General features: G+C 40.3%; 25 protein-coding genes and 9 tRNA genes. 3 read left to right on the forward strand and 31 right to left on the reverse strand.

From position 1 onward, the window contains the following. Window positions 1–388: 388 nt before the first annotated feature. The 6 genes from NDN60_RS08885 to NDN60_RS08910 form a co-directional block, all read right to left on the reverse strand. Entirely contained in the window at window positions 389–823 is a 435-nt protein-coding gene (locus tag NDN60_RS08885; RefSeq protein WP_099947621.1) for a Fur family transcriptional regulator, read from the reverse strand. A gap of 149 nt (window positions 824–972) precedes the next feature. Next, on the reverse strand, window positions 973–3,030 hold the full coding sequence (locus tag NDN60_RS08890) for an LTA synthase family protein (RefSeq protein WP_056948923.1): 2,058 nt from the start codon (window positions 3,028–3,030) through the stop codon (window positions 973–975). A 220-nt stretch (window positions 3,031–3,250) separates the two neighbouring features. Further along, complete coding sequence (locus tag NDN60_RS08895; RefSeq protein WP_011374173.1) at window positions 3,251–3,484, reverse strand: YkuJ family protein; 234 nt, start codon at window positions 3,482–3,484, stop codon at window positions 3,251–3,253. Window positions 3,485–3,555: 71 nt separating this feature from the next. Next, window positions 3,556–4,434, reverse strand: coding sequence for an NAD(P)-dependent oxidoreductase (locus tag NDN60_RS08900; RefSeq protein ID WP_056948921.1), 879 nt, complete (start codon window positions 4,432–4,434; stop codon window positions 3,556–3,558). Window positions 4,435–4,446: 12 nt separating this feature from the next. Then, on the reverse strand, window positions 4,447–5,463 hold the full coding sequence (locus tag NDN60_RS08905; protein WP_056948919.1) for a lysylphosphatidylglycerol synthase transmembrane domain-containing protein: 1,017 nt from the start codon (window positions 5,461–5,463) through the stop codon (window positions 4,447–4,449). 77 nt (window positions 5,464–5,540) lie between these two features. Continuing rightward, a complete protein-coding gene (locus NDN60_RS08910) occupies window positions 5,541–6,743 on the reverse strand; it encodes a glycosyltransferase family 4 protein (protein WP_056948917.1) in 1,203 nt (400 codons plus the stop codon). Between the two features lie 414 nt (window positions 6,744–7,157). On the opposite strand from NDN60_RS08910, the gene NDN60_RS08915 reads away from it, so the two are divergent. Then, window positions 7,158–7,589, forward strand: coding sequence for a hypothetical protein (locus NDN60_RS08915; RefSeq protein ID WP_056948915.1), 432 nt, complete (start codon window positions 7,158–7,160; stop codon window positions 7,587–7,589). 169 nt (window positions 7,590–7,758) lie between these two features. On the opposite strand, the gene NDN60_RS08920 is transcribed toward NDN60_RS08915, so the two are convergent. From NDN60_RS08920 to NDN60_RS08970, 11 genes are all read right to left on the reverse strand, one after another. Then, window positions 7,759–8,124, reverse strand: coding sequence for a DUF1634 domain-containing protein (locus tag NDN60_RS08920; RefSeq protein ID WP_056948913.1), 366 nt, complete (start codon window positions 8,122–8,124; stop codon window positions 7,759–7,761). Beyond that, the gene (locus NDN60_RS08925) at window positions 8,124–8,969 is read right to left on the reverse strand and encodes a sulfite exporter TauE/SafE family protein (RefSeq protein WP_056948911.1); all 846 of its coding nucleotides are present in this window, start codon (window positions 8,967–8,969) and stop codon (window positions 8,124–8,126) included. The genes NDN60_RS08920 and NDN60_RS08925 overlap by 1 nt, the downstream gene beginning before the upstream one ends. Window positions 8,970–9,042: 73 nt before the next feature. Then, window positions 9,043–9,783, reverse strand: coding sequence for a 3-oxoacyl-ACP reductase (locus NDN60_RS08930; RefSeq protein ID WP_056948909.1), 741 nt, complete (start codon window positions 9,781–9,783; stop codon window positions 9,043–9,045). Continuing rightward, window positions 9,783–10,007, reverse strand: coding sequence for a DUF2829 domain-containing protein (locus NDN60_RS08935; protein ID WP_056948907.1), 225 nt, complete (start codon window positions 10,005–10,007; stop codon window positions 9,783–9,785). Before NDN60_RS08935 ends, NDN60_RS08930 begins: the two co-directional genes overlap by 1 nt. Before the next feature lie 156 nt (window positions 10,008–10,163). Further along, window positions 10,164–10,532: a DUF956 family protein gene (locus NDN60_RS08940; RefSeq protein WP_056948905.1), complete on the reverse strand. Its 369-nt coding sequence runs from the start codon at window positions 10,530–10,532 to the stop codon at window positions 10,164–10,166. Between the two features lie 174 nt (window positions 10,533–10,706). Continuing rightward, on the reverse strand, window positions 10,707–11,618 hold the full coding sequence (locus NDN60_RS08945) for a PTS system mannose/fructose/sorbose family transporter subunit IID (RefSeq protein ID WP_056948903.1): 912 nt from the start codon (window positions 11,616–11,618) through the stop codon (window positions 10,707–10,709). An 18-nt stretch (window positions 11,619–11,636) separates the two neighbouring features. Next, complete coding sequence (locus tag NDN60_RS08950; protein ID WP_056948901.1) at window positions 11,637–12,443, reverse strand: PTS mannose/fructose/sorbose transporter subunit IIC; 807 nt, start codon at window positions 12,441–12,443, stop codon at window positions 11,637–11,639. 34 nt (window positions 12,444–12,477) lie between these two features. After that, the gene (locus tag NDN60_RS08955; protein WP_056948900.1) at window positions 12,478–13,455 is read right to left on the reverse strand and encodes a mannose/fructose/sorbose PTS transporter subunit IIA; all 978 of its coding nucleotides are present in this window, start codon (window positions 13,453–13,455) and stop codon (window positions 12,478–12,480) included. A 405-nt stretch (window positions 13,456–13,860) separates the two neighbouring features. Continuing rightward, on the reverse strand, window positions 13,861–15,141 hold the full coding sequence (locus tag NDN60_RS08960; RefSeq protein WP_056948898.1) for a dicarboxylate/amino acid:cation symporter: 1,281 nt from the start codon (window positions 15,139–15,141) through the stop codon (window positions 13,861–13,863). 56 nt (window positions 15,142–15,197) lie between these two features. Beyond that, on the reverse strand, window positions 15,198–15,884 hold the full coding sequence (locus tag NDN60_RS08965; RefSeq protein ID WP_231953186.1) for a YjjG family noncanonical pyrimidine nucleotidase: 687 nt from the start codon (window positions 15,882–15,884) through the stop codon (window positions 15,198–15,200). A 17-nt stretch (window positions 15,885–15,901) separates the two neighbouring features. After that, window positions 15,902–16,843, reverse strand: a complete 942-nt coding sequence (locus NDN60_RS08970) for a dihydroorotate oxidase (RefSeq protein WP_056948894.1) — start codon at window positions 16,841–16,843, stop codon at window positions 15,902–15,904. A 201-nt stretch (window positions 16,844–17,044) separates the two neighbouring features. Here NDN60_RS08970 and NDN60_RS08975 point away from each other — a divergent pair, with 201 nt between their 5' ends. Next, window positions 17,045–17,992, forward strand: coding sequence for an AEC family transporter (locus NDN60_RS08975; RefSeq protein ID WP_056948892.1), 948 nt, complete (start codon window positions 17,045–17,047; stop codon window positions 17,990–17,992). A gap of 45 nt (window positions 17,993–18,037) precedes the next feature. Here the strand turns inward: NDN60_RS08975 and NDN60_RS08980 are convergent, their stop codons facing one another. The 4 genes from NDN60_RS08980 to NDN60_RS08995 all read right to left on the reverse strand — a co-directional run bounded on the left by NDN60_RS08980 (window position 18,038) and on the right by NDN60_RS08995 (window position 22,108). After that, window positions 18,038–18,943: an L-lactate dehydrogenase gene (locus NDN60_RS08980; RefSeq protein ID WP_056948890.1), complete on the reverse strand. Its 906-nt coding sequence runs from the start codon at window positions 18,941–18,943 to the stop codon at window positions 18,038–18,040. A 22-nt stretch (window positions 18,944–18,965) separates the two neighbouring features. Then, window positions 18,966–19,334: a RidA family protein gene (locus NDN60_RS08985; RefSeq protein ID WP_056948888.1), complete on the reverse strand. Its 369-nt coding sequence runs from the start codon at window positions 19,332–19,334 to the stop codon at window positions 18,966–18,968. A gap of 146 nt (window positions 19,335–19,480) precedes the next feature. Then, window positions 19,481–20,443, reverse strand: coding sequence for an AEC family transporter (locus NDN60_RS08990; RefSeq protein WP_016264694.1), 963 nt, complete (start codon window positions 20,441–20,443; stop codon window positions 19,481–19,483). Between the two features lie 33 nt (window positions 20,444–20,476). After that, on the reverse strand, window positions 20,477–22,108 hold the full coding sequence (locus NDN60_RS08995) for a malolactic enzyme (RefSeq protein WP_011374150.1): 1,632 nt from the start codon (window positions 22,106–22,108) through the stop codon (window positions 20,477–20,479). Window positions 22,109–22,239: 131 nt separating this feature from the next. Here NDN60_RS08995 and NDN60_RS09000 point away from each other — a divergent pair, with 131 nt between their 5' ends. Then, window positions 22,240–23,160 carry a LysR substrate-binding domain-containing protein gene (locus tag NDN60_RS09000; RefSeq protein WP_056948886.1) on the forward strand — a complete coding sequence of 307 codons (921 nt, stop codon included), beginning with the start codon at window positions 22,240–22,242 and terminating at the stop codon, window positions 23,158–23,160. A gap of 25 nt (window positions 23,161–23,185) precedes the next feature. Here NDN60_RS09000 and NDN60_RS09005 read toward each other — a convergent pair whose 3' ends face one another. The 10 genes from NDN60_RS09005 to NDN60_RS09050 form a co-directional block, all read right to left on the reverse strand. Next, window positions 23,186–24,034, reverse strand: coding sequence for an alpha/beta hydrolase (locus NDN60_RS09005; protein ID WP_056948885.1), 849 nt, complete (start codon window positions 24,032–24,034; stop codon window positions 23,186–23,188). A 133-nt stretch (window positions 24,035–24,167) separates the two neighbouring features. After that, window positions 24,168–24,251, reverse strand: a tRNA-Leu gene (locus NDN60_RS09010). A gap of 37 nt (window positions 24,252–24,288) precedes the next feature. After that, a tRNA-Cys gene (locus NDN60_RS09015) sits at window positions 24,289–24,359 on the reverse strand. A 27-nt stretch (window positions 24,360–24,386) separates the two neighbouring features. Next, window positions 24,387–24,458: transfer RNA gene (locus NDN60_RS09020), tRNA-Gln, on the reverse strand. Between the two features lie 9 nt (window positions 24,459–24,467). Then, window positions 24,468–24,540: transfer RNA gene (locus tag NDN60_RS09025), tRNA-His, on the reverse strand. Between the two features lie 59 nt (window positions 24,541–24,599). Then, window positions 24,600–24,670 (reverse strand) — tRNA-Trp (locus NDN60_RS09030). Window positions 24,671–24,677: 7 nt separating this feature from the next. Continuing rightward, a tRNA-Tyr gene (locus tag NDN60_RS09035) sits at window positions 24,678–24,758 on the reverse strand. 5 nt (window positions 24,759–24,763) lie between these two features. Beyond that, a tRNA-Phe gene (locus NDN60_RS09040) sits at window positions 24,764–24,836 on the reverse strand. A gap of 9 nt (window positions 24,837–24,845) precedes the next feature. Further along, window positions 24,846–24,919: transfer RNA gene (locus tag NDN60_RS09045), tRNA-Asp, on the reverse strand. 3 nt (window positions 24,920–24,922) lie between these two features. Continuing rightward, a tRNA-Met gene (locus NDN60_RS09050) sits at window positions 24,923–24,996 on the reverse strand. Window positions 24,997–25,000 lie beyond the last annotated feature (4 nt).

Consider the following 25,000-nt stretch of genomic DNA (forward strand, 5'->3'; position numbering starts at 1 on the left):
CTGAGCCAGGATCAAACTCTCGATTAAAAGTTTGTAGCTCTTGTTTTGTTACTTAATTTATTTGCTAGCGAAATTGACTTCGCAAATATGTTGTGCCCCAAAGGGCGACCCTACACATTTGGTTTATCAAAACTTTGTTCAGTTTTCAAAGATCTACTGTGTTGAAACAGCTTAATTAATATATCATCTTTCATAGTGAACTGTCAAGCGCTTTTTATAAATATTTTTTGAATAAATATTCAAAGTTCTTAACATAAATCACTCGTTATCAGATGAATATCTTTTATCTCGCTGACAACATAGACTACTATACCAACATCTATAGCCATCGTCAAGTAAAAAATGCAACTTTTTTGCTTTTTTCTAAATATTCACTAAATTCACCTAATTAGCGATTGACCAACTGACATTCTGGGCAGATACCATGAACTTCCATCCGGTGGCCCGTCACCATAAAACCAGTTAAGTTCTGGGCAACTATTTCAACATCTTCTAGTCCTGGGTAAAAAATGTCAACTACTTTCCCACAACGATCACAGATGGCATGGTAATGTTTAGTCTGCGCAAAATCAAAATGACTCGAGGCATCGCCATAGGTCATTTCTTCTATGACACCTAGCTCTGTAAATAACCGCAAGTTATTATAAATTGTTGCAACACTCATATTCGGAAACCGGCCTGCTAATGCTTGATAAACATCATCAGCAGTTGGGTGCATATGCGTACCAATCATAAATTCCAAAACGGCCTGTCTTTGCGGTGTAATTCGTACATTGTTCACTTTCAACTTTTGCAGCGTCTGTTCCACAATTGTTTGACTCATATCAGATAAACTCCTTTCTTAATTGATAATCATTATCATGTGTATTGATTGATGTAATCGTACCTTTTTTTAACGACGCTGACAAGTAAAATGATTGAAAAAAGACAGCAAAAAAGCCAGAGTGATTAACCACTCTGGCTTTACTACCTTTATTTCAATTCAGGTGCATCTGTTTGATAGAGATTCATCGTCGATTTACCATTGTTCTTTTGGATAACACTCGTTTTAGTCTTATCAGCTTTTAGTTGTGCCTTAGCATCACTAACCTTGTAACTCAACTTCGTTTTATCAGTTGCTTCAAAGCCTGTTGGCGTATAGAAACGAAGTAAATCACCGGTAATGACTTTATCCGACAATGAGAGTTCCTTTGTCACGTGTTCACTAAGCGCTAGGACGCGGAGTTTTTGCGCTTTGGTCATCTTAGTCAATTCCTTACCTGTCTTGGTATCGTAGTAAGTACTACCGACCTTCGTGTAATCTGGTGCCACGTAATCCCCATTTCTAAAGACGACGGTTTGATTACGGTTAGCCGCTAGAAGATCGGACCCGAATTGAATGGTATCGTTATTCTTAACCCCTAGCAGATTCAATAAGGTTGGTAAGACATCGATTTCACCACCATACGTATGGTTAACGCCGCCTTTTAAGCCAGGCATATGCACCATGAATGGTACGCGTTGGAACTGAGCGTTATCGAAGTCATTGAATTCATCCTTCTTCAATAACTTGGCAACGGCCTTCTTATGATTACCAGAAACCCCGTAATGATCCCCGTATAAGACCAACATACTATTCTTATCCAAACCTGTCTTTTGCAACCAAGTCATAAATTCGCCTAGTGCTTGGTCTAAATACTTAGCCGTTTGAACGTAACCATCAACGGTATCATCACCAGTATCGGTTTTAGCAATCGATTGGTTCTTCTTATCCAATAAGTATGGATAATGGTTCGTAACTGTGATTAATTTTGCATAGAACGGTTGTGGTAATTGTTCAATGTAGCGGGCTGAATCTTGCATGAAAATCTTATCCTTCAAGCCGTAACCAACATTATAGTCCTTACCTTCTTTGAAGTACTGTGAACTAAAGAAGTAATCATAGCCCCATGACTTGTAGGTATTATCCCGGTTCCAAAAACTTGGGACATCCCCATGGAATGAAGCTGTTGTGTAGCCTTGTTGGTTTAAGATGGCTGGTGCTGCTTGGAACGTATTGGTTGTCCCCTGTGTGACCATGGCGGCCCCTTCAGGTAACCCGAATAACGAGTTTTCAAGCATTAATTCAGCATCAGCGGTCTTCCCTTGACCAACTTGGTTAAAGAAATTATCAAAGCTTAACGTATTTTGATCATGATAGAGCTTATTGATATTTGGCGTAACTTCTTGATTATCCCACTTGTAGTCAATCAAGAACTGTTGGAAACTTTCCAAGTGAATCACAAAGACGTTTTTACCTTTAGCAACCCCTGTATATTCAACATTAGGTGCAACTCGATTATCCTTCATATACTTCAAAACACTGCTCATACTACTGCTATCAGCATTGGCCTTAATGGCATTATTCTTAGTCGTCTTAACCCCATCATAAACCGTGTAAGCATTCATCCCTAGATATTTGACAATATAGTTATTATCAAAAGTCCGGGTTAATAACCCTGAACGATCCGCTTCAGCAATCCCTAGGTTAGCGCCGAATAAGACAACTGATAACCCAGTAATCGCAAAAGCATTCCGTTTCATGAAAACACGCCGATCAATCTTAATTATTTTAGTTGCCAATAAGATTAATAATAACAGCACATCTGCAAAAACTAAGAAATCGGAATATTCAATAATGCCGGCAATGCTCTTCCCCAGGTTATTAGAAACCGCGCCTGAACCTTTCATTAAGTTAAAGGTTAAAAAATCAGAAAATTCTCGGTAATAGAGAATATTCGAGAACAACCAAATAGACGTTAATAAATCAATAATCATTAATGTCACGTACGACTTACGGCCATTCATAAATAGGGCAATCCCAAATAACAATAAGGTTGTTGGAATCGGGTTAATTGTCATCAAGAAGGCTTGCATACCGCCTTTGACGCCTAAGTTAAATTTTGTTTGGTACGCATAAATCGTTTTAAGCCAGAATAAAGCCACCGCAAATAGGAAAAAGCCCCAGCGCGTACTTAATCCGGCCTGAATTTTATGACCAATCTGTTTCATCGATACAATAGCCTCCGTTAAAGGTCATTTAGCTTCGTTAAAAGCTATTGACAATCTGACAGTTAGTTTACACATGTCAGTATTAAAAATCAATACGAAACCGAGTGCAGTTTCAAATATTAACCCATTTTTAAGAATCTCAAGAGCCGTTAGATAAAGCGCTAACCACTCCAAGTAGCAAAAAAACCACCAAGTAATTTGATACTCAATGGTTAATTAACTAGTCTGCTAATAAATCGTATAGTTCCATTGCGACTAAATCAATATTGTCAAATTGGAATTGTTGATGTGTGCTACTGTCTTCAAGTTCAAAGGCTTGTGCTTGTGGATCATAGCTAACAGTCGCTTTTAAATCGCCTTCCTTTTCAAAACGTCTTTCTTGAACCTCAGCGCTTTGATCTTCTTGCATTGCTACCAGACGTTTGATAATCGCAACTAACTGTGATGATTGCATGGCGAATCCTCCTTTAATAACTATCTACCAGTTTATCAGAAAAAGGCCTCGACTGCACCGTTTATATGCAATTATTTTATAGAATCTGTCCATAATTTAATCAAGGCTTGTGTCCCATCATTGCCAAGGCCCGCTTCATTCACTAATCTCGCGTATAATTTCTTAGCTTGACGTGTGGCTGGTAAATTGAGACCCATTTTCTCAGATTCCTCTAAGGCAATCTTCAAATCCTTCAAGAAATGTTTTGCAAAAAAGCCAGGTGTATAATCGCCCGCTAGAATCCGAGGACCATAATTTGCGAGGCTCCAATTTTGAGCGCTCCCACCGTTGACCGTTTTTAAGACGGCTGGTAAATCTAAGCCGGCTGCTTGAGCATAAACCAACATTTCTGTCATCCCAGTCATTGTACCAGCAATCATAATTTGATTGGCCATCTTGGTATGTTGGCCCTTACCGGCTTCGCCAAACCGTTGCACAGTTTGTCCAACCGCTTCAAAAACGGGCTTAACTTGTTCATAAGCGGCTTGATCACCACCGACCATCACCGTTAAAGTACCGTTTTGAGCACCGATATCCCCACCTGAAACGGGAGCATCTAATGCTTGCAAGCCTAATTCACTGGCCGTGGCCGCAATTTTTTGGGCCAAAGTTGGGGTACTGGTTGTCATATCGACGACAATTTTATCCGGTGTAACCGCGCTAAAAATACCGTCATCCCCGTAATAAATGGCTTCCACATCTTGTGGATAACCAACCATTGATAAGACAACATCACTTTGGGTCGTAACAGCTGCTGGTGTGTCCGCCCATTTTGCACCTAAGCTGACCACTTCATCCGCCTTTTGTTTCGTTCGATTGTAAACGACGACTGAGTAATTTGCTTTCAATAGATTTTTAACCATACTGCTCCCCATTACACCGATACCGATAAAGCCGATTGTTGGTTGCATGTTAATAACCTCCTATTTTTTAGCACTTAACTTAGGTTTGACCGCCAAAGCGCCAATCCCCATAAACATTCCTAGATAATAAGTAAAAAGTCGCCATAACAACATGGCTAACACTAGTTTACTCGAACTGAGCGTAAAGGTGGCAAATAAAGTCTTGAAACTATATTCTGCACCCCCAGAACCACCTGGTACAGGGAACAGCGATACAATCATGACAATCATCACGTGTAAGACCATCACTTCTAAGTAGTTTACGTTCGGACTGCCCAACGCTAATAACACGAAATACGGCACACTATAGTAGAAAAAGAGTTGGCATAAAGTTAGTAAACAGCCTTTGACAAGTTTCTTCTTTTCTTTTTTAAGGTGCAGACTCTCGGCATAAAACGTATCAATTTTGGTTAATAGTACGCTACGCCATTCAATCATCCGTTTTTTGGAAATAAACCAGCTGACCGGAATTAACAACCAATGCACCAATTGCTTAGTAAATTTATTGTAATACATCACCAACAACAAGACGACTAAAACCACGACGTGAACGATTAAACCGAAATTAATTAAAATCGCCAGCGTCCCAAAATGCTTAGAAACCTGTGAAAAGCCAATAATCATACTCAGTAAAAAGTTGACCAAAACCATAAACTGATAAACGATAAATTTCATTAATAAGACAGAACTCGCCTGACCAGCTTCTACTCGTGATTGCATTAACGCGACCAACTGAGCAGGTTGCCCTCCCGAAGAAAATGGCGTAATCGCATTAAAAAGCTGCGCAATCAATGGAATCCGCAAGGCATTAAATAGTGAAAAATCCGTCGTCCGGCCCTTTAAAAAGACCCGCAATACTAATGCTTCAAAGAACCAAGAAATTAACATACATGAAAGTGCGACAAGTAACCAGCCGACTTTTAACCGCCTAATATCTGCCACCAATTGATTTAATTGTAATGTGTGACTCTCGTAAGCAAATATGCCACAGCCAATCGCTAACATGACTGCAAACACAATTTTATTTGTTCGACTCATAACCGACCCTTTTTCTAATGATAATTGACCAATAAAAAACTGCTGATTACAATCAACAGTTCCTTCAATTATGCCATTTATTTTTTAGTATCCATATCTTCTAATTCTAATAAATCATCTTGATCTAGTTTCAGTTCATCGTATAGCACTTGTGATTGCTTGTAAAATTGGATCATCTGTTCAGCAAAGTAGTCTGCCGATATTGCATGCAACTTATTTTGCCGGGGTGCCGGATCATCAAAGGCCCCCGGATGATTCAAGTAATTCAAGATTTGGTGCAGCATTTCATCTTCAGTTGTAAAAGTCGTGCCAATCGACGGATCCGTCAATAATTCACTGGCGTAAGGGCTAGCCATCACGACAATTTTGACTTCAGCCGCCATGGCTTCAATATACGTCAGCCCTTGTGACTCAGAATCACTCGCTGAAACGAATAAATCCGCCATGTGATAATAATTAGAAACCTCATCGTTATCAATCATGCCGGTAAAAATAACGTGTTCGCTCATCCCTAATTTAGCCACTTGCGCTTCCAAATCCTCACGCGCTGGCCCTTCGCCCACAATCACCAACATTAAATCTGGCTTTTGTGCGACCAAACGTGGCAGTGCATCGATAATAATATCGATCCGTTTTTCGTAAGCCACTCGACTTAACGATAGTAAGACGGGTTGTTCCTTTGTTAAGCCTAAGGACTTCCGCACATCTAACGTTACTTGTTTTTCGTACCGACTAATGTCAACCCCGGTTGGAATAATCCGAATCGGCGCTTTGACTTGGTACCGATTCAACGTTTGAGAAACCCGTTCAGACGGTGCGACAATCCCCGACATGTGGTATAAAAAGGCCTTACTCATCTGTTTAACATGATAAGGACGCAAAAGCTTCCCGTTTAAGACGTAATGTAAATAATCTTCGTACATCGTGTGATACGTGTGCAGACAAGGAATTTTCAAATTCTTAGCGACAAACTTGCCGATATACCCCATCGAAAATTCAGTTTGGGTATGCACGATGTCTAAATCTAATTCTTTAGCAACCTGATAGGCATGAAAAAGGCCCCGAACAGCAATCCGGCGATCCGTAAATGACACAAACGGTACACTGGCAAAGCGGAAAATATTCGGTTCAATCGTTTCTTTATCAACATGGGGATCAGTTGTTGTAAATATGTAAACAGAGTGCCCCTTTTTCTCGAGCCCCTCTTTTAAAGTTTTAATGGAGGTTGCCACACCGCTAACTTGTGGAAAGTAGGTGTCCGTAAATATCCCAATATTCAATTGGTTTCCTCCTCCTTATCTTTGGACATTTGATACTATTATAGTAATTAATTAAATCATATGCAATCAATGTTCTTAATTGTAATCTATTCATACTAGCATAAAAACCGACTTAAGACCTAAAAAAGACTGAATTATCTAAAAAAGACATCCTAAACAACCGCCCGGTCATCTCGGTGTCTTTTAGTATAACCAGTAGCTTACCATTAAGATTAACACGCCCCAGATGGGTAATGCGAGTAATAAGCCATTGTGCACACCAGTGAAAAATTGCATCCTAACCACCTCATTTTTTTAATAAAAGGCAACACTTGCTATTTACGCCCATTATCTACTATGATAGGGGTAAGTTTAGACGTTGTATCTTAAGAACGTCCTTGCTTTTACTTAAGTTTTATTAAAAGGAGCAGTCATATGCAGACTTATCGCATTAAGAAGCCACGCAAACTTGAAATCACTTATGATGATCAAATTCTCACACTTCACTACCCAGGACTCTTAAAGAAAAATGACAAAGACGATCGTGAGATTGCCTTTAAAAAATTAAAATCCGTTCGTTTTTTTGAAGCCACTTATCGCCAAGGCCATCTCCAAATTCTCTATCAAAAGCCGAACCACGCCCTTGAAAAAATCATTATCAGCTTTGAAGCTACTGATAACGATGAGTTGCAAAAGCTCTATCAACTAATGAACGATTACATCGAGAAACCGGCCGAAGAAGACTTAAGTTTCGTCAAAAAAGGCGAACTAATTATGGCTTATCTCAAGATGAAAGAAGACGGCTTAATGACCGATGATGAATTCGAAGAAAAGAAAAAACGGATCTTAGGATTAGAAGATCAATAACCAAGTAAAGCCCAGGACAAAAGTAATTCTTGTCCTGGGCTTTTTATAGTGTAAACGTGTTTTTTCAGGCATCTTCCTCCGGTTAACTTTGAATGCCGCCTGCTTGCTTGTTGCAATCATTCGTCACTCTTTGTTAAGCCTCGGAAGATAAGCGCCTGAAACACACTCTTTATTTGATAAAGCCAATCGTCATCCCAATAATTAAAATCACTAAAACAATGACCGTGATCCAAACATACAGATAGTCCCCTTCTTTAGCAAAAGCATAGATTGAAACCACCACTCGTAAAACAGGGGTTAAAATCAAACAGAATAAGCCAAACATGATAACCGCCCCAGCTTTTAATTCAGCCATCCCTTGGAAAATCATTGTAAAAGTTGTAGGAAATTGGTGTTCACCATAGCCGGTTCCACCATGCATTAAAAATAGAAGCATCCCGATAATGAGGACAGTCGCTGAGACTAAAACACCCACTCGTAAGATTTTACCAATTACTAATTCAATTTGCGCCATTTCTTTTTTACGATCTGTCATTAGATGTGCACCCCGAATCCTTTAAGCACCATTTGCAGTCCCATATAAAGCAAAATTGGGATAAAAATCATCCGAATAAACTTTGGTTGCAAATGTTGCATCACTCTTGAACCAACTGTTGCGCCCGCTAAAATTCCTAGGGCTAACGGGGCAGCAATTTCTGGTAGAATCGCGCCACTAAAGAAATAAACCGTTGCTGAAGCTGCTGCCGTCACACCCATCATTAAATTACTTGTAGCACTGGAAGGTTTTAGCGGCATCTTCATAATCGTATCCATCGCGGTTACTTTAAACACCCCACTACCAATCCCTAATAGGCCAGAAGCAATCCCCGCACCAAACATCATCGCAAAGCCACCAGGTACTTTTTCAACTTGATAATCAACTTGCTTTTGGTTGGGCATATCGTAATAAGTACCATTTAAATTTAATTTCTCAGCCCACTGATCATTTGCTGCGCCAACATGTTCTTCGGCCTTTTTACCACGCAGTTTTTGAATCATATTGTAAGTCGAGAACAATAAAAAACTCCCAAATAAAACGAATAAAAAGCCGGTCGGGACAACACCGGTTAATAAGGCCCCGATAATTGCTCCGACGGTTGTCGCAATTTCAAGAAACATCGCCACTCGCAAATTCAACATATCATCTTTTAAATAAGCAATTGTGGCGCCTGAACTAGTGGCAATCACGGCGACTATGCTAGCCCCGATTGCATACTTGATATCTAGGCCAATTGCAAGTGTTAACACGGGGGTCAGGATAATGCCGCCACCAATGCCGAGAATCGCACCTAAAATACCGGCTAAAATCCCCACTGCCAATAATAATATAATCTGTTGCATAACTTTTTTCTCTCCTCTATGCCATTAAAGCATGTCCTACAAGCGTTTTTCACCTGTTAAGATCTGAATGTTACTATTTTTCAAGCCAGCCACCGTCGATTGGCACCACCGTCCCGTGGATGTAATCAGATGCTTGACTTGCTAAATACAAACTTAACTGGGCAACCTCTGATGGTTGTGCCCAACGACCAGCTGGCGTTTGACGCGCCACTTCCTTGGCCATTTCACCTGCGCCCGTAAAATCAGCAGCATTCATCGGGGTTTCAATCGCCCCTGGTGCGATGCAATTCGCCCGGATGCCTTGACTAGCGTAATCGTAGTCCAATTGCTTGGTGTAACCGATAATCGCGTGCTTGGAAGCCGTATAGGCCGCCCCGCCACCACCAGCCACTAATCCAGCAATTGAAGCCATGTTCACAAAAACACCCTTATGATGGGCCAGCATCCTTGGTAAAATTGCATTAGTCACTAAAAATTGGCTTTTTAAATTAACTGCCATCAGATTATCCCAATCAGCTGCACTCGTTTCAAGCGTTGGCGCGTATTGGTCCAATATGCCGGCTGTATTGCAAACAATATCAAATGAGTGCCCTGTCGCTAACAAGTTTTGTAACGTCTCCGTTAATTGGGTAGCGTCTCGAACATCGACTTGAACCGTTTTTAAACCGTCTGCCACCTTTGTAATCGGCGCTTTATCTAAAGCAATGACGGTTGCCCCCTCCGCTAAAAAGGCCAGCATCTGTGCTTGGCCAATCCCGGAAGCCGCCCCGGTGACTAAAACCGTCTTTTGTTTTAAATCTGTAAAATGCCCCATTAGTCAACTAACTGCCAATCTTCGGCTAATACGTCACAAGAAGTTGGTTGGAACATTGAATAAGCTGGTTCTTCCGTTGTTTTAATCAGTAAATATGGACTGATTGCTGCTCCTTGGTACGTATCACCACTAACTTGAACAATAAATAATTCTGGGCCACCCCAACCTGTTCGTACTACTTTTTTGCCTGCTTTTAACGCGATAATCGCTTTGTCAAATCCCATTTGAATCCCCTCTTCTATTTTGCTTGTATGTTCATTAAATTAATCTTATATGGTATTTTAGCACGCCCTAGAAGGAGTCGCAATTTTACAATCGTTGACAAACAAATAGACCCTAGCTGAATCATCATTCAACCAAGGTCTATTTTTAATAATGCTTTATTTTGATTGACGTTTAAAAACGCGCTTAATCACATCCCACACGCTGAGCGATTGTACTAATCTTTCAGCCGGTACGTGTTCTCTAATAGCCCGTAACACTTTCTTAGGCTCCTTTGAAGCAAAAGTATAAGTTCCATTTTTCTTAGTTTGAATTGCATACCGCGGAATCCATTTACCTTTGAACATGACCGACGCAATCACATAATCGACTTCTTCCCACGGAATTTGAATAAACTGGCGGGCATCGCTATCATTAAAGAATTCAAAACCCTTATCGCCAATCATAATTTTGCCGTAATCTGATAAGGCCGTAAAAGAGGTCGCATTGATGACTAATTCGACTTTTGTATTGATTGATTGAACCATTGTATCGACTCCATTTCCCAAGAACTTACTTTCATTATACGCTTTTATAAAAAGGAAGGGCTAGGACAAAGTAAATTTGCCCTAGCCCTTCCTTTGTTTTTGAAACGTGCTTTCAGCCCCAATTCGTCAAATCCAGTTAACCCTCAAAACGTAAACGCCTACTTACACACTCTTTTACATTAAGTGTAATAGATGAAAGACAATTCCGACTACGAATAAGCCAAGAATAATAACGATTGGTGATACCTTTTTCTTAAGTAACCACATACAGAATAATGTTAAACCTAATGCAGCTAAACCAGGAATCAAGCTATCTAAGTTATCTTGTAAAGTTGTTACTTTATGGTCTGTTAATGACAAACCTTGTGCTTGTTGTTGTAAAGCCGATTGAATGCCTTTAGCACCACTTGGTAATTTATCCCAGTCGATGAAAGCACCTTTATCTAATTTAACAGATGAAACAGTCGGTGTGAACTTGACTGATACCCATCTGTTAACCAGTGATCCCAAGATGAACATCCCAAGGATTGAAGCACCCTTAGTAATATCTTGTAAAATACCACCAGATAAATCTTCAGTAATCTTAGAACCAGCACGATAGCCGAATTCTTGTGTGTACCACATGAATGACATACGGATAGCATTCCATGCGATAAAGTAAATGATTGGGCCAAGAATGTTACCACTCATAGCAAGTGAAGCAGCTAAAGCACCGATAATTGGTTTAACAGTAAACCAGAAAACGGGATCGCCGATACCAGCTAAAGGTCCCATCATACCAACTTTAACCCCTTGGATTGTAACATCGTCAATTGGGGCCCCATTAGCACGTTCTTCTTCAAGGGCTAAAGTAACACCGATGATTGGTGAAGCAACGTATGGATGCGTATTAAAGAATTCCATGTGACGTACTAACGCAGCTGAACGTTCTTCTTTAGTTTTATATAATTTCTTAAGCGCTGGGATTAATGAGTAAGCCCAACCACCATTTTGCATACGTTCATAATTCCAAGAACCTTGAAGGAAAGTTGAACGTAACCAAACAGAGATACGGTCTTTTTTTGTTAATTTTAGTTGTTCTGCCATTTTTTGTCAGCCTCCTTCTTAGTAGTTGTCAATGATATCGCCTAGCGGATCACCAGTATTTGAGCCACCGCCGTTATTACCTGAGCCTTGTTTTGAAAGGGCTAAGTAGATAAGAGCAAGTGAAATACCGATTGCGCCAAGTCCGATAAGTGTCAATTGAGAGATAGTTGCAAGTACGAAACCAATTGCGAAGAATGGCCATACTTCTTTAGTTGCCATCATGTTGATAACCATTGCGTAACCAACAGCAACAACCATCCCACCACCGATTGCTAAACCGTCTGTTAACCATACTGGCATTGCTGTCAACATTTCTTTAACAGGGCCAGCACCGATTGCTAAGATTAAGCCTGCAGGGATAGCGATCCGTAAACCTTGCATGATAATCGCGATGTATTGCCACATTTCGATCTTACGGAAGTTACCTTCTTTAGCAGCAGCATCCATGATGTGCACGATACCTGTTGCTAATGTCCGTACGATGATTGTTAATAATAAACCAGCTACGGCAAGCGGCACAGCGATAGCGATAGCTGATGTAACGCCGGCTTTGCCTTGACCACCAAGTACTAAAATAATTGCAGATGCGATTGATGCTAAAGCAGCATCGGGTGCAACAGCGGCCCCAACGTTAGCCCAACCTAAGGCGATCATTTGTAATGTCCCGCCTAAGATAAGACATGGTAATAAGTTACCGGTTACTAGGCCGATTAATGTACAAGCAATGACTGGCTGATGGAAATGGAATTGATCTAAGATACCTTCCACACCAGCTAGAAATGCGATAAAAATGACCAAAATCACTTGAATGAAATTCAAATCCATGATTATTAATCCTCCGTTTTCTTCTGATAGTTAATTATTTATTGTTTTGTTTGTCTAATTCTGATTGTGCTTTTTTAAGGATGCTATCCATATTACCGTTTGAATCACTTGGCACTTTACGAACATCAAACTTGATGCCTTTTGCCTTTAGTTTTTCAAATGTATCGATATCATCTTGGTCAAAGGCCAAAACAGTATTAGGTTGAACTTTACCAGTTGAGTGCGCCATTGAACCAACATTAATTGTTTCTAATGGTACGCCACCTTCAACGGCTCTAAGTGCATCTTGTGGTGATTCGAATAATAATAAAGCACGTTCCTTACCGAAGTGTTGATCATCTTTTGCTAACTTGATCATTTGATCGATTGGCACCACATGCGCTTTAATGCCCCCAGGAGCCGCTTGTTTAATTAAGTTTGTCCGTAATTCATCTTTAGCAACGTTGTCTGAAACAACAATAATCCGTGTTGGGTTAGTTGTCTTAGACCAAGTGGTTGCCACTTGACCATGTAATAGACGTGAATCAATACGTGCCAAGACATATTTGAACTTACCAGGAGTCCCTGTATTAGCAGCTTGTTTTGCTTCTGCCTTTGGCGCTTCTTTTGGTTCTAAGTCTTCAGGTTTAACCCGAACACCCGCCTTAGCCTCATCAATAATATGTGCTGCGATTTCATGAGCAGATGTCATAGATAAACGTGATGCGTATGCCTCAATCAACATTGGTAAGTTCAAACCAGTAACGATTGCCCATTTATCTTTGTGAGCTTCGAACAAGCCATTTGCTTGATTAAATGGTGAACCTCCCCAAAGATCGACTAAGAACAAGACGTCATCATCTGCGTCAAACGTTGCAACGGCAGCTTCTAAATGCGCTTTCAAATCATCTGGCCCTTCATTAGGCATAAAAGTAACAGCTTGTACTTTTTCTTGTTCGCCGAAAATCATTGAACCAGATTGCATGATACCTTTAGCAAACTCCCCGTGACTTGCAATAACGATTCCAACCATTCACAAAAACCTCCTTATAAAATAGTTGTAATAACACACTGATAAAAACGCTAACAATTATAATGAAATATTATGGCATTAATCCCTATCAATCTATTATCACACCAAAACGTTTTTCTTTTTAAAACGCTTTACTCGTTTATTTTACCACAAATCTCTAATCTGTCTAATCATTTTTACGTTATCTATGAAATTGGTCTAGATAATGCCGTCGTTATCCGTTTTCATAAGTATACATTGCTCTCTAGTATTTAACGACGACAACATTTCAAGGTAGCTGATTTGAAGATGTCGCATTAATTTAAATCATTGCCAGACCGGTCTATACCCTGAGACAGTAAAAAGGACTAGGAGACAATTCTCATCCTAGTCCTTTTTTTATCGGCTGACTACTATTTAGTCTTACTATTTTTTAGCGCCTAATTGCGCTAAGTATTTCGTTCGTTTTGCTTCATCGAATTCATCTTCAGATTTAGCAATAATCACGGCTGCTAATGAATTACCCATGACATTAACTGCTGTTCGCCCCATGTCGACTAAGCGATCAATCCCAGCAATGAATGCCACACCAGCAGCTGGCACCCCAATGGTCGTAATCGTTGCGAGTAATACCACAAATGAAGCCCCCGGCACCCCGGCCATCCCTTTAGAGGTAATCATCAAGACCACTAAGAGCGTTAATTGTTGCATTAAACTAAGGTGGACATGGTAAGCTTGCGCTAAAAAGAGCGCCGCTAATGATTGATAGATTGCGGATCCATCAAGATTAAACGTATATCCTGTAGGAATGACAAAAGAAGCAATTCCCTGACTAACCCCGTAATCTTGAATTTTTTCCATTACTTTAGGTAACGCAGCTTCCGAACTGGCAGTTGAAAATGATAGCACTAATTCTTCTTTAAAGACTTTCAACAGTTCTAAGATATTAATGTGCCAAATTCGCGCCACTAGCCCCGCCACAACCACAACGAAGAAAATCATCGTTAAGTAACAAATCACTAGGAAATAAACCAATGGCTTCAATGCATCAAACCCAAATTGGGCAATCGTCACACCGATTAGGGCAAAAACCCCGATTGGCGCTAATTGCATAATCCAGTTAGTCAATTTAAACATCACTTCTGAAATCATTTCAAAAGCGTTAATCAGCGATTCACTACGTTTGCCAAATGTTGCAAGCCCTAGGCCAAACAAGACCGTAAAGAAGATGATTGGAATCATTTCCCCTTCACTAAGGGCTTTGAAAATATTCGTGGGCACAATATTCATAATAATATCGCCCAAGCCATGATTGCTAGCTGACTCAGCCGCCGCTGTATATTGGCCAATTGAACCTTGACTCAAACTATGAATATCGATTAAGGCCCCTGGCTTTGTCAAATTACCGACGGTCAACCCCAATGCAATGGCAATGGTGGTCATCATTTCAAAATATAAAAGTGTCTTGCCGCCAATTCGACCCAACTTTTTGATATCGCCCATTTTGGCGATGCCTACTACCAAACAAGAAACAACGATTGGCAATACAATCATCTTAATTAAATTAATAAACAACGTTCCTATCGCTTGCATCACCGCAATTGCAGCTTTGTTTTGGTAGAAAATCCCACCGGCAACTAAGCCAAGTGCGATGCCAATTAAAATCCGCCAGCCTAAACTAATCCTAAAATAACGTTGTTTTTTCATCTCTTGTCACTCCATCTTTTTACGCACTCTAACGGTTGGCGCTTTGATTGTCACGCTTAAAGCGTCAATAATTCTGCTAATTGTTTAATTTCATGTGTTGGCTGTAAGGCCTGATCATGATTAATTTGACCTGTTGGATTGTACCAAGCTGTTGCCACCCCCACATTTTGCCCTCCCTGAACGTCAGAAGTCAGTGAATCACCTACAATTAATGACTGAGTCATTGTAACAGTTTCTAATTTCTGGAAAACAGTTTGAAAATAAGCTGGGTCCGGTTTTTGATAACCTAATTCTTCCGATACAAAAATGGCATCGAAATAATGCGCTAACCCCGAATCTTGCAGGCGTTGGTACTGTGTGCGCGCCACACCGTTCGTTGTGATATATAACTTCGCGTGTTGCGCTTGCAAACCAAGCAATAATTCTTCGGATTGTGGCATTAAATCGTGGCCTAAAGCCAAATTATCTAAGTATTGACTTGATAACTGTTGACCGTCGACCACTTTATTAAACTGCTTTTTAAAAAAAGCCGCAAAGCGGGTGTTCAATAATATTTCCCGGGTTAATTCTCCTTGTTCATATTGGCGCCATAACCCTTGATTGAAAGTTTGATAAGTTGCTTTAATATCACTCGTTAAGTCAATGTCTTGGGCGTTAAATAGCCGTTCTAATGCTTGATCTTCATCCGCATCGAAGTCAAATAAGGTATTATCCATGTCGAAAAATAAATATTTATATTGCATTTTGTTAATCACTCTCTTTAATCTAAATATTTTAACTTGCCCTTAAAATCGGCTATTTTATTATACCCTTTTTGTTGCATGATTGTTTGTAATTCTGCTGTTAAGCGGGCAAAAATCTGTGGGCCTTCTTTATAAAGTGCAGTTCCGACTTGAACCATACTAGCACCACATAATAGATGTTCAAAAACATCTTGTCCAGACTTGACGCCGCCCGTCCCGATAATTTGAATCTCAGGTTTCAATCGTTGATAAAAGGCATGGACATTCGCGAGCGCTGTCGGTTTAATATAGTCGCCACCAATCCCACCAAAACCATGCTTGGGTTTAATGCTAACCCGTTCGGTGGTAGCATCAATCGTGAGCCCATTACCGATACTATTGACAGAATTAATGAATGCCAAGGGAAATTGGTTTAAAATAGCCGCCATCTGATCAAAATGAACAATATCAAAATAAGGGGGTAATTTGACGCCTAACGGTCCGTCATACACTTCAAAGACCCGCGTTAAAATTTGTTCAACCGTTTCAAAATCATAACCCGTTTGTGGTTTTCCTGGCACATTAGGGCAAGAAAGATTCAATTCCACTAAACCATTAAAATCAGAATCTGTGATTTGCTTCAATAGCGTTTCGTCCTCAGAGATATTGAAACCAGTAATTGATTGAAAATATCGTTTCTCAGGAAAAAGGGCTTGTTGTTGAGAAATGTAATCGAGATAATAAGGTAAGCCCTTATTAGGGAGACCCATCGAGTTAATGCTACCCCACGGTGTTGATAAATAGCGTGGTTCCGGATTACCCGCCCTTGGGACCACGGTGGCACTCTTGGTTACAAAAGTGCCTGCTGCAGATTTTTGAATCTGATTTAGTTCATCTGCATCATAACAATAAACGCCTGCTGCATTCATTAAACAATTGTCAAAATGAATGCCTGCTAATGTTGTTTCAGTTGAAATCAATATTTTCGCCCCTATTCCGATTTATTTCTATTTATTATACGTGATTTAACCAATAAATACCACCCTTTATTCGATATCAATATCAAAACACGAACTATTTAGCCCATTACTTAAATATCTCCTTAATAGAGTTGCTTTTAAGTCATCCCTAATCGTTTTATACTAATAGCAGAACGATTTTCAAATAGAAAGAAGCTTATTATGCAAACCTTAGTTAATAGTAGTGCCGGTGTTTTTATTATCATTATCATGATTGTGGTCGGTTATGCCTTGGCTGCACGGCATTGGTTTAATGAAGAAAGTACCGCGCTCATCGCTAAACTTGTGACACAAGTTGCTCTACCACCGTACATGATTATTTCAATCACTAAGGACTTTTCACATAATCAATTAGTCACTTTACTTCCTAATCTCCGTTTTCCAGTTATCTCAATGTTACTTTTATTTGGGATTTCAATTATCGTCGCACGACTTATTAAAGTCGATGCCAGTCGACGTGGCTTATTCGAATCCATGTTTTTCAATTCCAATACGGTTTTTGTAGGCTTACCGATTAACCTAGCCCTCTTTGGTCAGCGCAGTCTCCCCTTTGTCTTAGTCTATTATATGGCTAATACCACTATTTTTTGGACCCTTGGTGTTTACTTAATTCAACGAGATGGTACCGTTCAGAACGGCCTATCTCTTAAAACTATTTTACAGAAGGTTTTCTCGGCGCCACTAATTGGCTTTATTATCGGCGTTATCCTGGTCTTATTGGATTGGCACTTACCCAGTTTCTTAACACAGTCCTTCACTTATCTCGGCAACCTGACCATCCCACTATCCATGCTCTTCATTGGGATTTCAATTTATAACGCCGGACTCAAAAATATTCGCTTTGGCAAAGATCAACTAGGTGTCTTGGCCGGCCGGTTCATCTTTGCGCCTTTATTAATGACTGCGTTAGTCTATCCAAGTCACATGCCAACCCTCATGAAACAAGTCTTCATTCTGCAATCTTGTATGCCCGTCATGACAAATGCCCCCGTTGTCGCACGGCTTTATAACACAGACGCTGATTTTGCCGCTGTCCTGGTGACCGAGACAACACTCGGGGCTTTGTTGATGGTACCGCTCATGATGTTCCTCTTGGGACAACTATTTTAACCATAAAAAAGACGCCATCCATTAATTTGGATGACGTCTTTTCATTTAGATAGCGGCATACATGTGTTTGATCGTATCAATCGATGTTTGCCATTTTTGTTGTTCTTCTGTCGTTAACTGACTTGGATAATCCTGTAAGACACCCGCAGCACCAACCATTGCTGGATGGCCAACATAGCATTGGACAGTGTCATCAAAGTTAGAAACGGGTAAGACTTGCCGTGTATTTTGTAAAATAGCTGCGGCACAGTGCGCTGCTTGATTAGCAATCCCATAAGACGTATAACCCTTGCCACTGAGAATTTCCCAAGCACCTTGGCGAGCATCGACTTCAAATTGTGCCAATTGTTCTGGCGATAATTGTGCTGCTAGTGGTTGCCCACCAACATGCACCCCAGACCAAGCGACAAATTGTGAATTACCATGTTCACCTAATACATACCCTTGGACACTATTAGGCGCAACGTTCAAATAATGGCCGACTGCAACTTGCATGCGCGCCGTATCCAAAGTTGTCCCCGTCCCTAAAACGCGTTCCTTAGGAAAGCCAGTTAAAGCTTGTAAATATTGGGTAATCACATCGCATGGATTAGTAATGTTCAATAAGATTCCTTTAAAATTAGCCGCCTTTAATTTAGGGGCCCACTCTGCGACTGCTGTTTTCGTATAGGTTAATTCATCAAACCGATCATCACTATGTTCGAGGATACTAATGTCTCCTGCCGAGAAAATCACTAGGTCGCAAGTTGCTAATTGACTTTCATCATTAGCTGTAATCTTAACAAAACCTGTGTGATCAACTTGCCCGGCTTCTAAATCATTTCGTTCTGCTTCTGCTAATTTTGGCTTTTGATCAAATAAAACTAACTCACTACAAATGCGCCGGGAAACGAGCTTATAGGCCACCGTACTCCCAACGTGACCAATACCGATAATGGCTACTTTATTCATTGATCCAACTCCCAATCAAATATTATCGAACAGCGATGGCTTCAATTTCAACAATCCCACCAGCTGGTAGTTTGCCAACTTGAACGGCACTTCTAGCAGGTGCAATGTCACCGAAGTATTCTGCATAAACTTGATTAAATTCATTAAAATCATCTAAGTTGGTTAAGAAACAGTTGGTTTTAACGATATTTTCTAAGGTTAGCCCTGCTTCTTTTAGAACACTTTGTAAGTTCATAATCGCTTGTTTCGTTTGTCCTGCTAAATCAGGTGCAAGTTTGCCGTCTTTTAAGCCTAGTTGACCTGACATAAAGACAATCTTATCCGTTGCAATTGCTTGGCTGTATGGTCCTAATGGTTCTGGCGCTTGTTTCGTATAAATCTTTTCTGACATATTAATCAACCTCTCTTGTTTATTGACTACGCTTTCATTGTAGTCCAGATAGCCTCGTTTATCAACCGAGATTGTGTATTATTACACATTTATACACAAAAAAAGAACGTTAGATACTCGGAATATCTAACGCTCTTATTATGAAACTAGATGAATTGAACGATTTGCATTAAGATAGGCACAACGACGACGAACAAGACAGTACTTGTTGTAACGACGTTTGTTGCATATTCAACGTCCCCGTGTGATTGACCGACTAAGATTGGTAAGACAGCCAAACCTGGTGTTGCGGCTTGAATAATTAATGTGCTTTGTTCAATTGTTGGAATTGAAGTTGTATTCTTGAAGAACATCATAATCGCAATCATGATTGCTGGTGCAACAACGAAGCGACCTAATAGGGCTAAGATTGTATCGCGGTCGAAATGGATTGATTTCAAACCAGCATCAGCTAAGATAATCCCAATGTAGATCAATGACATTGGTGTAACGATCCCACCAACCATTGAGAATGTCTTATCAACAAGTTCTGGTAATGGTAAACCAGTTAAAAGATAAATTAATGCGGCTAAGAAACCGATTAATGGAGAAGGTAATAATTTACGCCAGTTAAATTTGCCTTTAGCAGCGCCTTTTTCTTTTGTAGGATCATCATTTGAGATGAAGAAGACACCGATTGCCCATGTTGAAACAGTGTTAGCAACATAGTAGATCAAGAAGTAAGGTAAACTCTTGTCACCGAATAGTGCCAAGTTCAATGGTAAACCAATGAAGATTGTATTGGCATTAACGAACATATTGATAAATGTCCCACGACGACCTGGACGAATCCGGAAAGCCTTTGTTAATAACCAAGCAACTAAGTAACCTAGGGCGAAACTAATTAAAACGTAGATTAAGCCGCCAGATAAACCGACCAACTTTTCACGTGTTAAGTTATCTAGAACTGAAACGAAAATTGATAATGGTAAAGCAACGTTCATGATTAAAAATGAAATTGTACCCTTAAAGTTATCATCGAACTTTTTAGAACTCCGTAGCCAAAACCCCAAAGCAATGACTAAGACGATTTCGACGACACTTGATAATGATGTTAGAAATGCTGCCAACTCTTTCACTCTCCTACCAAATTAATATTTAAATTATAGTGCTTTGTATTCTGGTTCCCATTTCATGTCTGCAACGGCTTTTTGCACGTCAGCAATTTCTTCTTTATTCAAACCTTGGTCAACAGCGCTTTGTGCAACAGCGTTAGCAACAGTTTGTGAGAAGACGTCTAATTTTGTAACAGGAGGCAATACGGCTGCGCCAGGTTCTGTTGGATCAACAATCCCACCCAATGAATGTGCTGCCTTACTAATCATTTCGTCATTTAAGACTTTAGCAGTTGAAGCAATTGTCCCTAAACCAAGACCTGGGTATACCAAAGCATTGTTAGCTTGACCGATTTCATATGTGACACCGTTGTATTCAACAGGTGCCGCTGGAATACCAGTAGCCACTAAGGCTTTACCATCGGTCCATTTAATTAAGTCTTCAGCAGTTGCTTCAGCTAATTTAGTTGGATTTGATAATGGGAAGATAATTGGCCGTTCTGTGTGAGCAGCCATTTCCTTCACGATTGATTCTGTAAAAGTACCAGGTTGTGTTGAAGTACCAACTAAGATTGTGGGATGGATTGCTTTCATAGCAGCTTCTAAGGTTGTTAATTCATCCGCATTAGCGAATTCACTACGTTTGCGAGCAAATGGTTTTTGTTCTGGTGTTAATTCTGGATCATCATCGAACAATAGACCTTGCTTATCAACCATGTAGAAACGGCTACGTGCTTGTTCTTCAGTTAAACCTTCTTGTAACATTTCTTCGAAGATGCGGTGTGTAATACCAGCACCGGCAGTCCCAGCACCAAAGCTCATGTAAACTTGGTCGGTCATCTTGCCACCAGAGATATTTAATGCACCCATGATACCAGCTAATGTGATAATCCCTGTTCCTTGGATATCATCATTGAAAGTCACGATTTGATCTTTGTACTTGTTCAAGATGTTAGCAGCATTACTCCGGCCAAAATCTTCAAAGTGAAGGTACATGTTAGGGAATAATTCTTCAGCTGTTTGAACGAATTGATCAACGAAATCGTAGTAACGATCGCCGCGAACACGTTCATGCCAGTTTCCTAAGTATAATTCATCATTTAATAAACTTTCACGGTTTGTACCAGCATCTAAAACAACTGGTAAGACTTGACTAGGATCAATCCCGGCAGCAGCTGTATAAACCATTAATTTACCAACTGAGATATCGACACCTTGTGTTCCCCAGTCGCCAATCCCTAAAATACCTTCACCATCAGTAACAACGATTAATTTAATTTCGCGACCATCAGCAGCGTTGGCTAAAGTCGTCTTCATTGAATCAGGATCGTCGATTGACAAGAAGGCTGCATGTTGTGGATTCACATATAAAGCACTGTAGTTTTCAATTGTGTCAGCAATCGTTGGATCGTAAACCACTGGCATGAATTCAGCAACGTGTTGGCTGAATAACTTGAAGAATAAAACCCGGTTTTCATTAAAAATTGACATTAAGAAAATCCGTTGTTCAAGCATGTTTGCTTTTGATTGGTATTGGGCATAAGCTTGTTTAACTTGTTCGTCAATTGTTTGAACGTGGGGTGGTAACATCCCCGTTAAACCAAATTGAGCACGTTCTTCAGCCGTAAAAGCGGTCCCTTTATTTAAAAATGGATCATTTAAAATTTGTTGTGCTTTCATATTAATAATCTCCTTTTCTTTTTATATCATGTTGGTCACTATACACGCTTCAACATTTGATAGTCAAAACTTACAACTGTGATAAAATAGATTTATATGAGTTTTTCAAATCGCATTAAATAGGAGTTTCTATGAAGATTAAAGATTTAGAATATTTTGTGGCTTTAATTAAATTAAAAAATTTTACGGCAGTTGCTGACCAATTTGGCGTTAGCCAGCCGACCATCACTTATGCGGTTAAGCGCTTAGAAACAGAATTTGAGACTAAATTAATCCGTCGGGACCAGTCGCATCAATCGATTATTATTACGGATAGCGGTGAACAACTCAATCGACATGCGGTAAAAATTCTAAATGAAATTCAATTGACAACTACCGATATGCAAAATTTGTCTGCCACTGAACTTCGTTTTGGATTGCCACCTATCATTGGCACCTATTATTTCTCTAAATTAGCGCAGAAATTAGTCAAGGCTGGGAGTATTCAACATTTTGCAACGGTTGACGGTGGTTCTACCGAATTACTGGCAAGTTTAGAAGCCGGGCGTTTAGATGCTGCTTTACTGGGCTCGGCAACGCCACTAGAAAATGATGCCTTAACGGCTGAAATTATCGAACAACATCACTTTAAAATCGTTGTCAGTCCAAAATCATCGCTCGCAAACGCGAAACAAGTTGCTTTTCGTGATTTAGCCAATGAAAATTTTATCATGTTAGCGGAGGGATTCGTTCATCCTGTCGTTTTTGATACGCTTTCGACGATGAATCAAATGAACCCTGATATTATTTACCGAACCAACGATGTTAGTATTCTTAAAAGTATGGTCCATGAAAACGTCGGAATTGGCTTTCTAACTGAAACAGCCATCACACCAGCTGATGACTTAATTACTTTAGACTTACTTGACCAACCGCAACCCACCTTCTACATTTCATTAGCCTCTCGTAAGACACAACTCTTCTCAGCAACTCAACAAGCCTTATTAGGGACTTTAATAACCGCCGCTAAAGAATACCGCTTAGAACAAAAAAACAGCAACACCGACTCATAAACCGTCGATGTTGCTGTTTTTTTAATTACCATAGGAAATCGATTACCGCTTTATTAACAGCTTCGTTTTCATGTAGTTTGCTATGTTGGGCATTCGAGCCCTTAAATTGAACTTCTTGATATGATTTTGCTCTTGGTGCCACTAAATATCGCAACGATTGTGAAGAGACATTGCTAACACGCCCATCAGAATCACTACCATCTGATAAGTCCCCATAAATATTTAAGTATTGAATTTGATTTTTGGGTAATCTGTGTCTCAATCCCATTAGTTGCCGGTAAGTGGCGTTGATCTGCTGTGGGCGGCCATTTTTAGCCAGATGATTTTGATTTGCACGATCATCCATCCCGATAATACCAGCATAGTGCCCCGCAATCGAAACGAACTTAGTTAATTGTGGCATTTTTTTATTCTGAGCATTATTTGCCAGATAGAAAGCTAATGTTAAATTACCCATCGAATGAGCGACTACATTAAATTGTTTAAAATGATGCTGCCGGTTAACCGCAATCAATACCCGTTTGAACCATTCACCATTTTGCCGGTAATTGGCATTGCGATTATTCTTATAAATCACCTGGATAATCGGTCGTGTTGTATTGCCTGTCCAATGCCCCTCTAATTCAACTTGTCCCGTCCGACTGACAATTGCGGTTAATACCTTAGTAGCCCTACCTCGCTCTTCTGCCGCCGCAATCATACTATCGCTCGAACGACCAAAGCCACCATACCCATGTAAATAAAAAGTTGGTGCACTGTCATGGACACGATTTGCTTGTTGTCTTGCTTGGTTTGGACGCTGATTTATCAGTAATATTCCTACAATAATTGCTACTAGAAAACCACCGCTAAGTAAAAAGCCCCACTTCTTCATCACAATCACCCTTTTGATGTACTTAGTATATCCCTGTCGTATCATACCGCTTTCATGCCAGACAATAACTTATTTTTAGACAACAAAAAAGCCCTATCTTTAGGGCTTTTAAAACTTGTATAATAATCCATTATACCGGTGATCGGGGTCGAACCGATACTTCCGTGAGGAAACGGGATTTTGAATCCCGCGCGTCTGCCAATTCCGCCACACCGGCATCTTACAGAACGTTTAAGGTTAGCGCCTAAACGCAAAGGCGGTAACCGGATTTGAACCGGTGATAAAGGTTTTGCAGACCTCTGCCTTACCACTTGGCTATACCGCCATAAAAGAACAAATCCTGTCCTTGAAATTGGGCTAGCTGGATTCGAACCAACGCATGACAGGATCAAAACCTGTTGCCTTACCGCTTGGCCATAGCCCAATAATAAAAGGCGGTATGTGGGAATCGAACCCACGTGTGTCGGATCCACAAACCGATGTGTTAACCACTTCACCAATACCGCCATTATTAACATGAATAATTATACCATAGTCGCAATGTTTATGCAACATATAATATAAACAGGGATAGTAGGAATTGAACCCACACTGACGGTTTTGGAGACCGTAGTTCTACCTTTAAACTATATCCCTATAAATATGGAGGAGAGTGGATTCGAACCACCGAACCCGAAGGAGCGGATTTACAGTCCGCCGCGTTTAGCCACTTCGCTACTCCTCCAAAAATGGCGCAGGACAGAATCGAACTGCCGACACATGGAGCTTCAATCCATTGCTCTACCAACTGAGCTACTGAGCCATTTTGAAACGGTCACAACGGGACTCGAACCCGTGATCTCCTGCGTGACAGGCAGGCGTCCTAACCAGCTAGACCATGCGACCAAATTGCGGGAGTAGGGTTTGAACCTACGACCTTCGGGTTATGAGCCCGACGAGCTACCAGACTGCTCCATCCCGCGATAA

This window comes from Latilactobacillus sp., from assembly GCF_033176295.1.
GTDB lineage: Bacteria > Bacillota > Bacilli > Lactobacillales > Lactobacillaceae > Latilactobacillus > Latilactobacillus sakei.

Excerpts from the sequence above, each read along its gene's own strand:
- NDN60_RS08960 (WP_056948898.1), bottom strand. The coding sequence starts at position 15,141 with ATGAAAAAACAACGTTATTTTAGGATTAGTTTAGGCTGGCGGATTTTA.
- NDN60_RS08950 (WP_056948901.1), bottom strand. The coding sequence starts at position 12,443 with ATGGATTTGAATTTCATTCAAGTGATTTTGGTCATTTTTATCGCATTT.
- NDN60_RS08905 (WP_056948919.1), bottom strand. The coding sequence starts at position 5,463 with ATGAGTCGAACAAATAAAATTGTGTTTGCAGTCATGTTAGCGATTGGC.
- NDN60_RS08980 (WP_056948890.1), bottom strand. The coding sequence starts at position 18,943 with ATGAATAAAGTAGCCATTATCGGTATTGGTCACGTTGGGAGTACGGTG.
- NDN60_RS08935 (WP_056948907.1), bottom strand. The coding sequence starts at position 10,007 with ATGGGATTTGACAAAGCGATTATCGCGTTAAAAGCAGGCAAAAAAGTA.
- NDN60_RS08925 (WP_056948911.1), bottom strand. The coding sequence starts at position 8,969 with ATGCAACAGATTATATTATTATTGGCAGTGGGGATTTTAGCCGGTATT.
- NDN60_RS09005 (WP_056948885.1), bottom strand. The coding sequence starts at position 24,034 with ATGAAGAAGTGGGGCTTTTTACTTAGCGGTGGTTTTCTAGTAGCAATT.
- NDN60_RS08955 (WP_056948900.1), bottom strand. The coding sequence starts at position 13,455 with ATGGTTGGAATCGTTATTGCAAGTCACGGGGAGTTTGCTAAAGGTATC.
- NDN60_RS08985 (WP_056948888.1), bottom strand. The coding sequence starts at position 19,334 with ATGTCAGAAAAGATTTATACGAAACAAGCGCCAGAACCATTAGGACCA.
- NDN60_RS09000 (WP_056948886.1), top strand. The coding sequence starts at position 22,240 with ATGAAGATTAAAGATTTAGAATATTTTGTGGCTTTAATTAAATTAAAA.
- NDN60_RS08900 (WP_056948921.1), bottom strand. The coding sequence starts at position 4,434 with ATGCAACCAACAATCGGCTTTATCGGTATCGGTGTAATGGGGAGCAGT.
- NDN60_RS08995 (WP_011374150.1), bottom strand. The coding sequence starts at position 22,108 with ATGAAAGCACAACAAATTTTAAATGATCCATTTTTAAATAAAGGGACC.
- NDN60_RS08915 (WP_056948915.1), top strand. The coding sequence starts at position 7,158 with ATGCAGACTTATCGCATTAAGAAGCCACGCAAACTTGAAATCACTTAT.
- NDN60_RS08920 (WP_056948913.1), bottom strand. The coding sequence starts at position 8,124 with ATGACAGATCGTAAAAAAGAAATGGCGCAAATTGAATTAGTAATTGGT.
- NDN60_RS08890 (WP_056948923.1), bottom strand. The coding sequence starts at position 3,030 with ATGAAACAGATTGGTCATAAAATTCAGGCCGGATTAAGTACGCGCTGG.
- NDN60_RS08930 (WP_056948909.1), bottom strand. The coding sequence starts at position 9,783 with ATGGGGCATTTTACAGATTTAAAACAAAAGACGGTTTTAGTCACCGGG.
- NDN60_RS08965 (WP_231953186.1), bottom strand. The coding sequence starts at position 15,884 with ATGCAATATAAATATTTATTTTTCGACATGGATAATACCTTATTTGAC.
- NDN60_RS08975 (WP_056948892.1), top strand. The coding sequence starts at position 17,045 with ATGCAAACCTTAGTTAATAGTAGTGCCGGTGTTTTTATTATCATTATC.
- NDN60_RS08885 (WP_099947621.1), bottom strand. The coding sequence starts at position 823 with ATGAGTCAAACAATTGTGGAACAGACGCTGCAAAAGTTGAAAGTGAAC.
- NDN60_RS08895 (WP_011374173.1), bottom strand. The coding sequence starts at position 3,484 with ATGCAATCATCACAGTTAGTTGCGATTATCAAACGTCTGGTAGCAATG.
- NDN60_RS08940 (WP_056948905.1), bottom strand. The coding sequence starts at position 10,532 with ATGGTTCAATCAATCAATACAAAAGTCGAATTAGTCATCAATGCGACC.
- NDN60_RS08945 (WP_056948903.1), bottom strand. The coding sequence starts at position 11,618 with ATGGCAGAACAACTAAAATTAACAAAAAAAGACCGTATCTCTGTTTGG.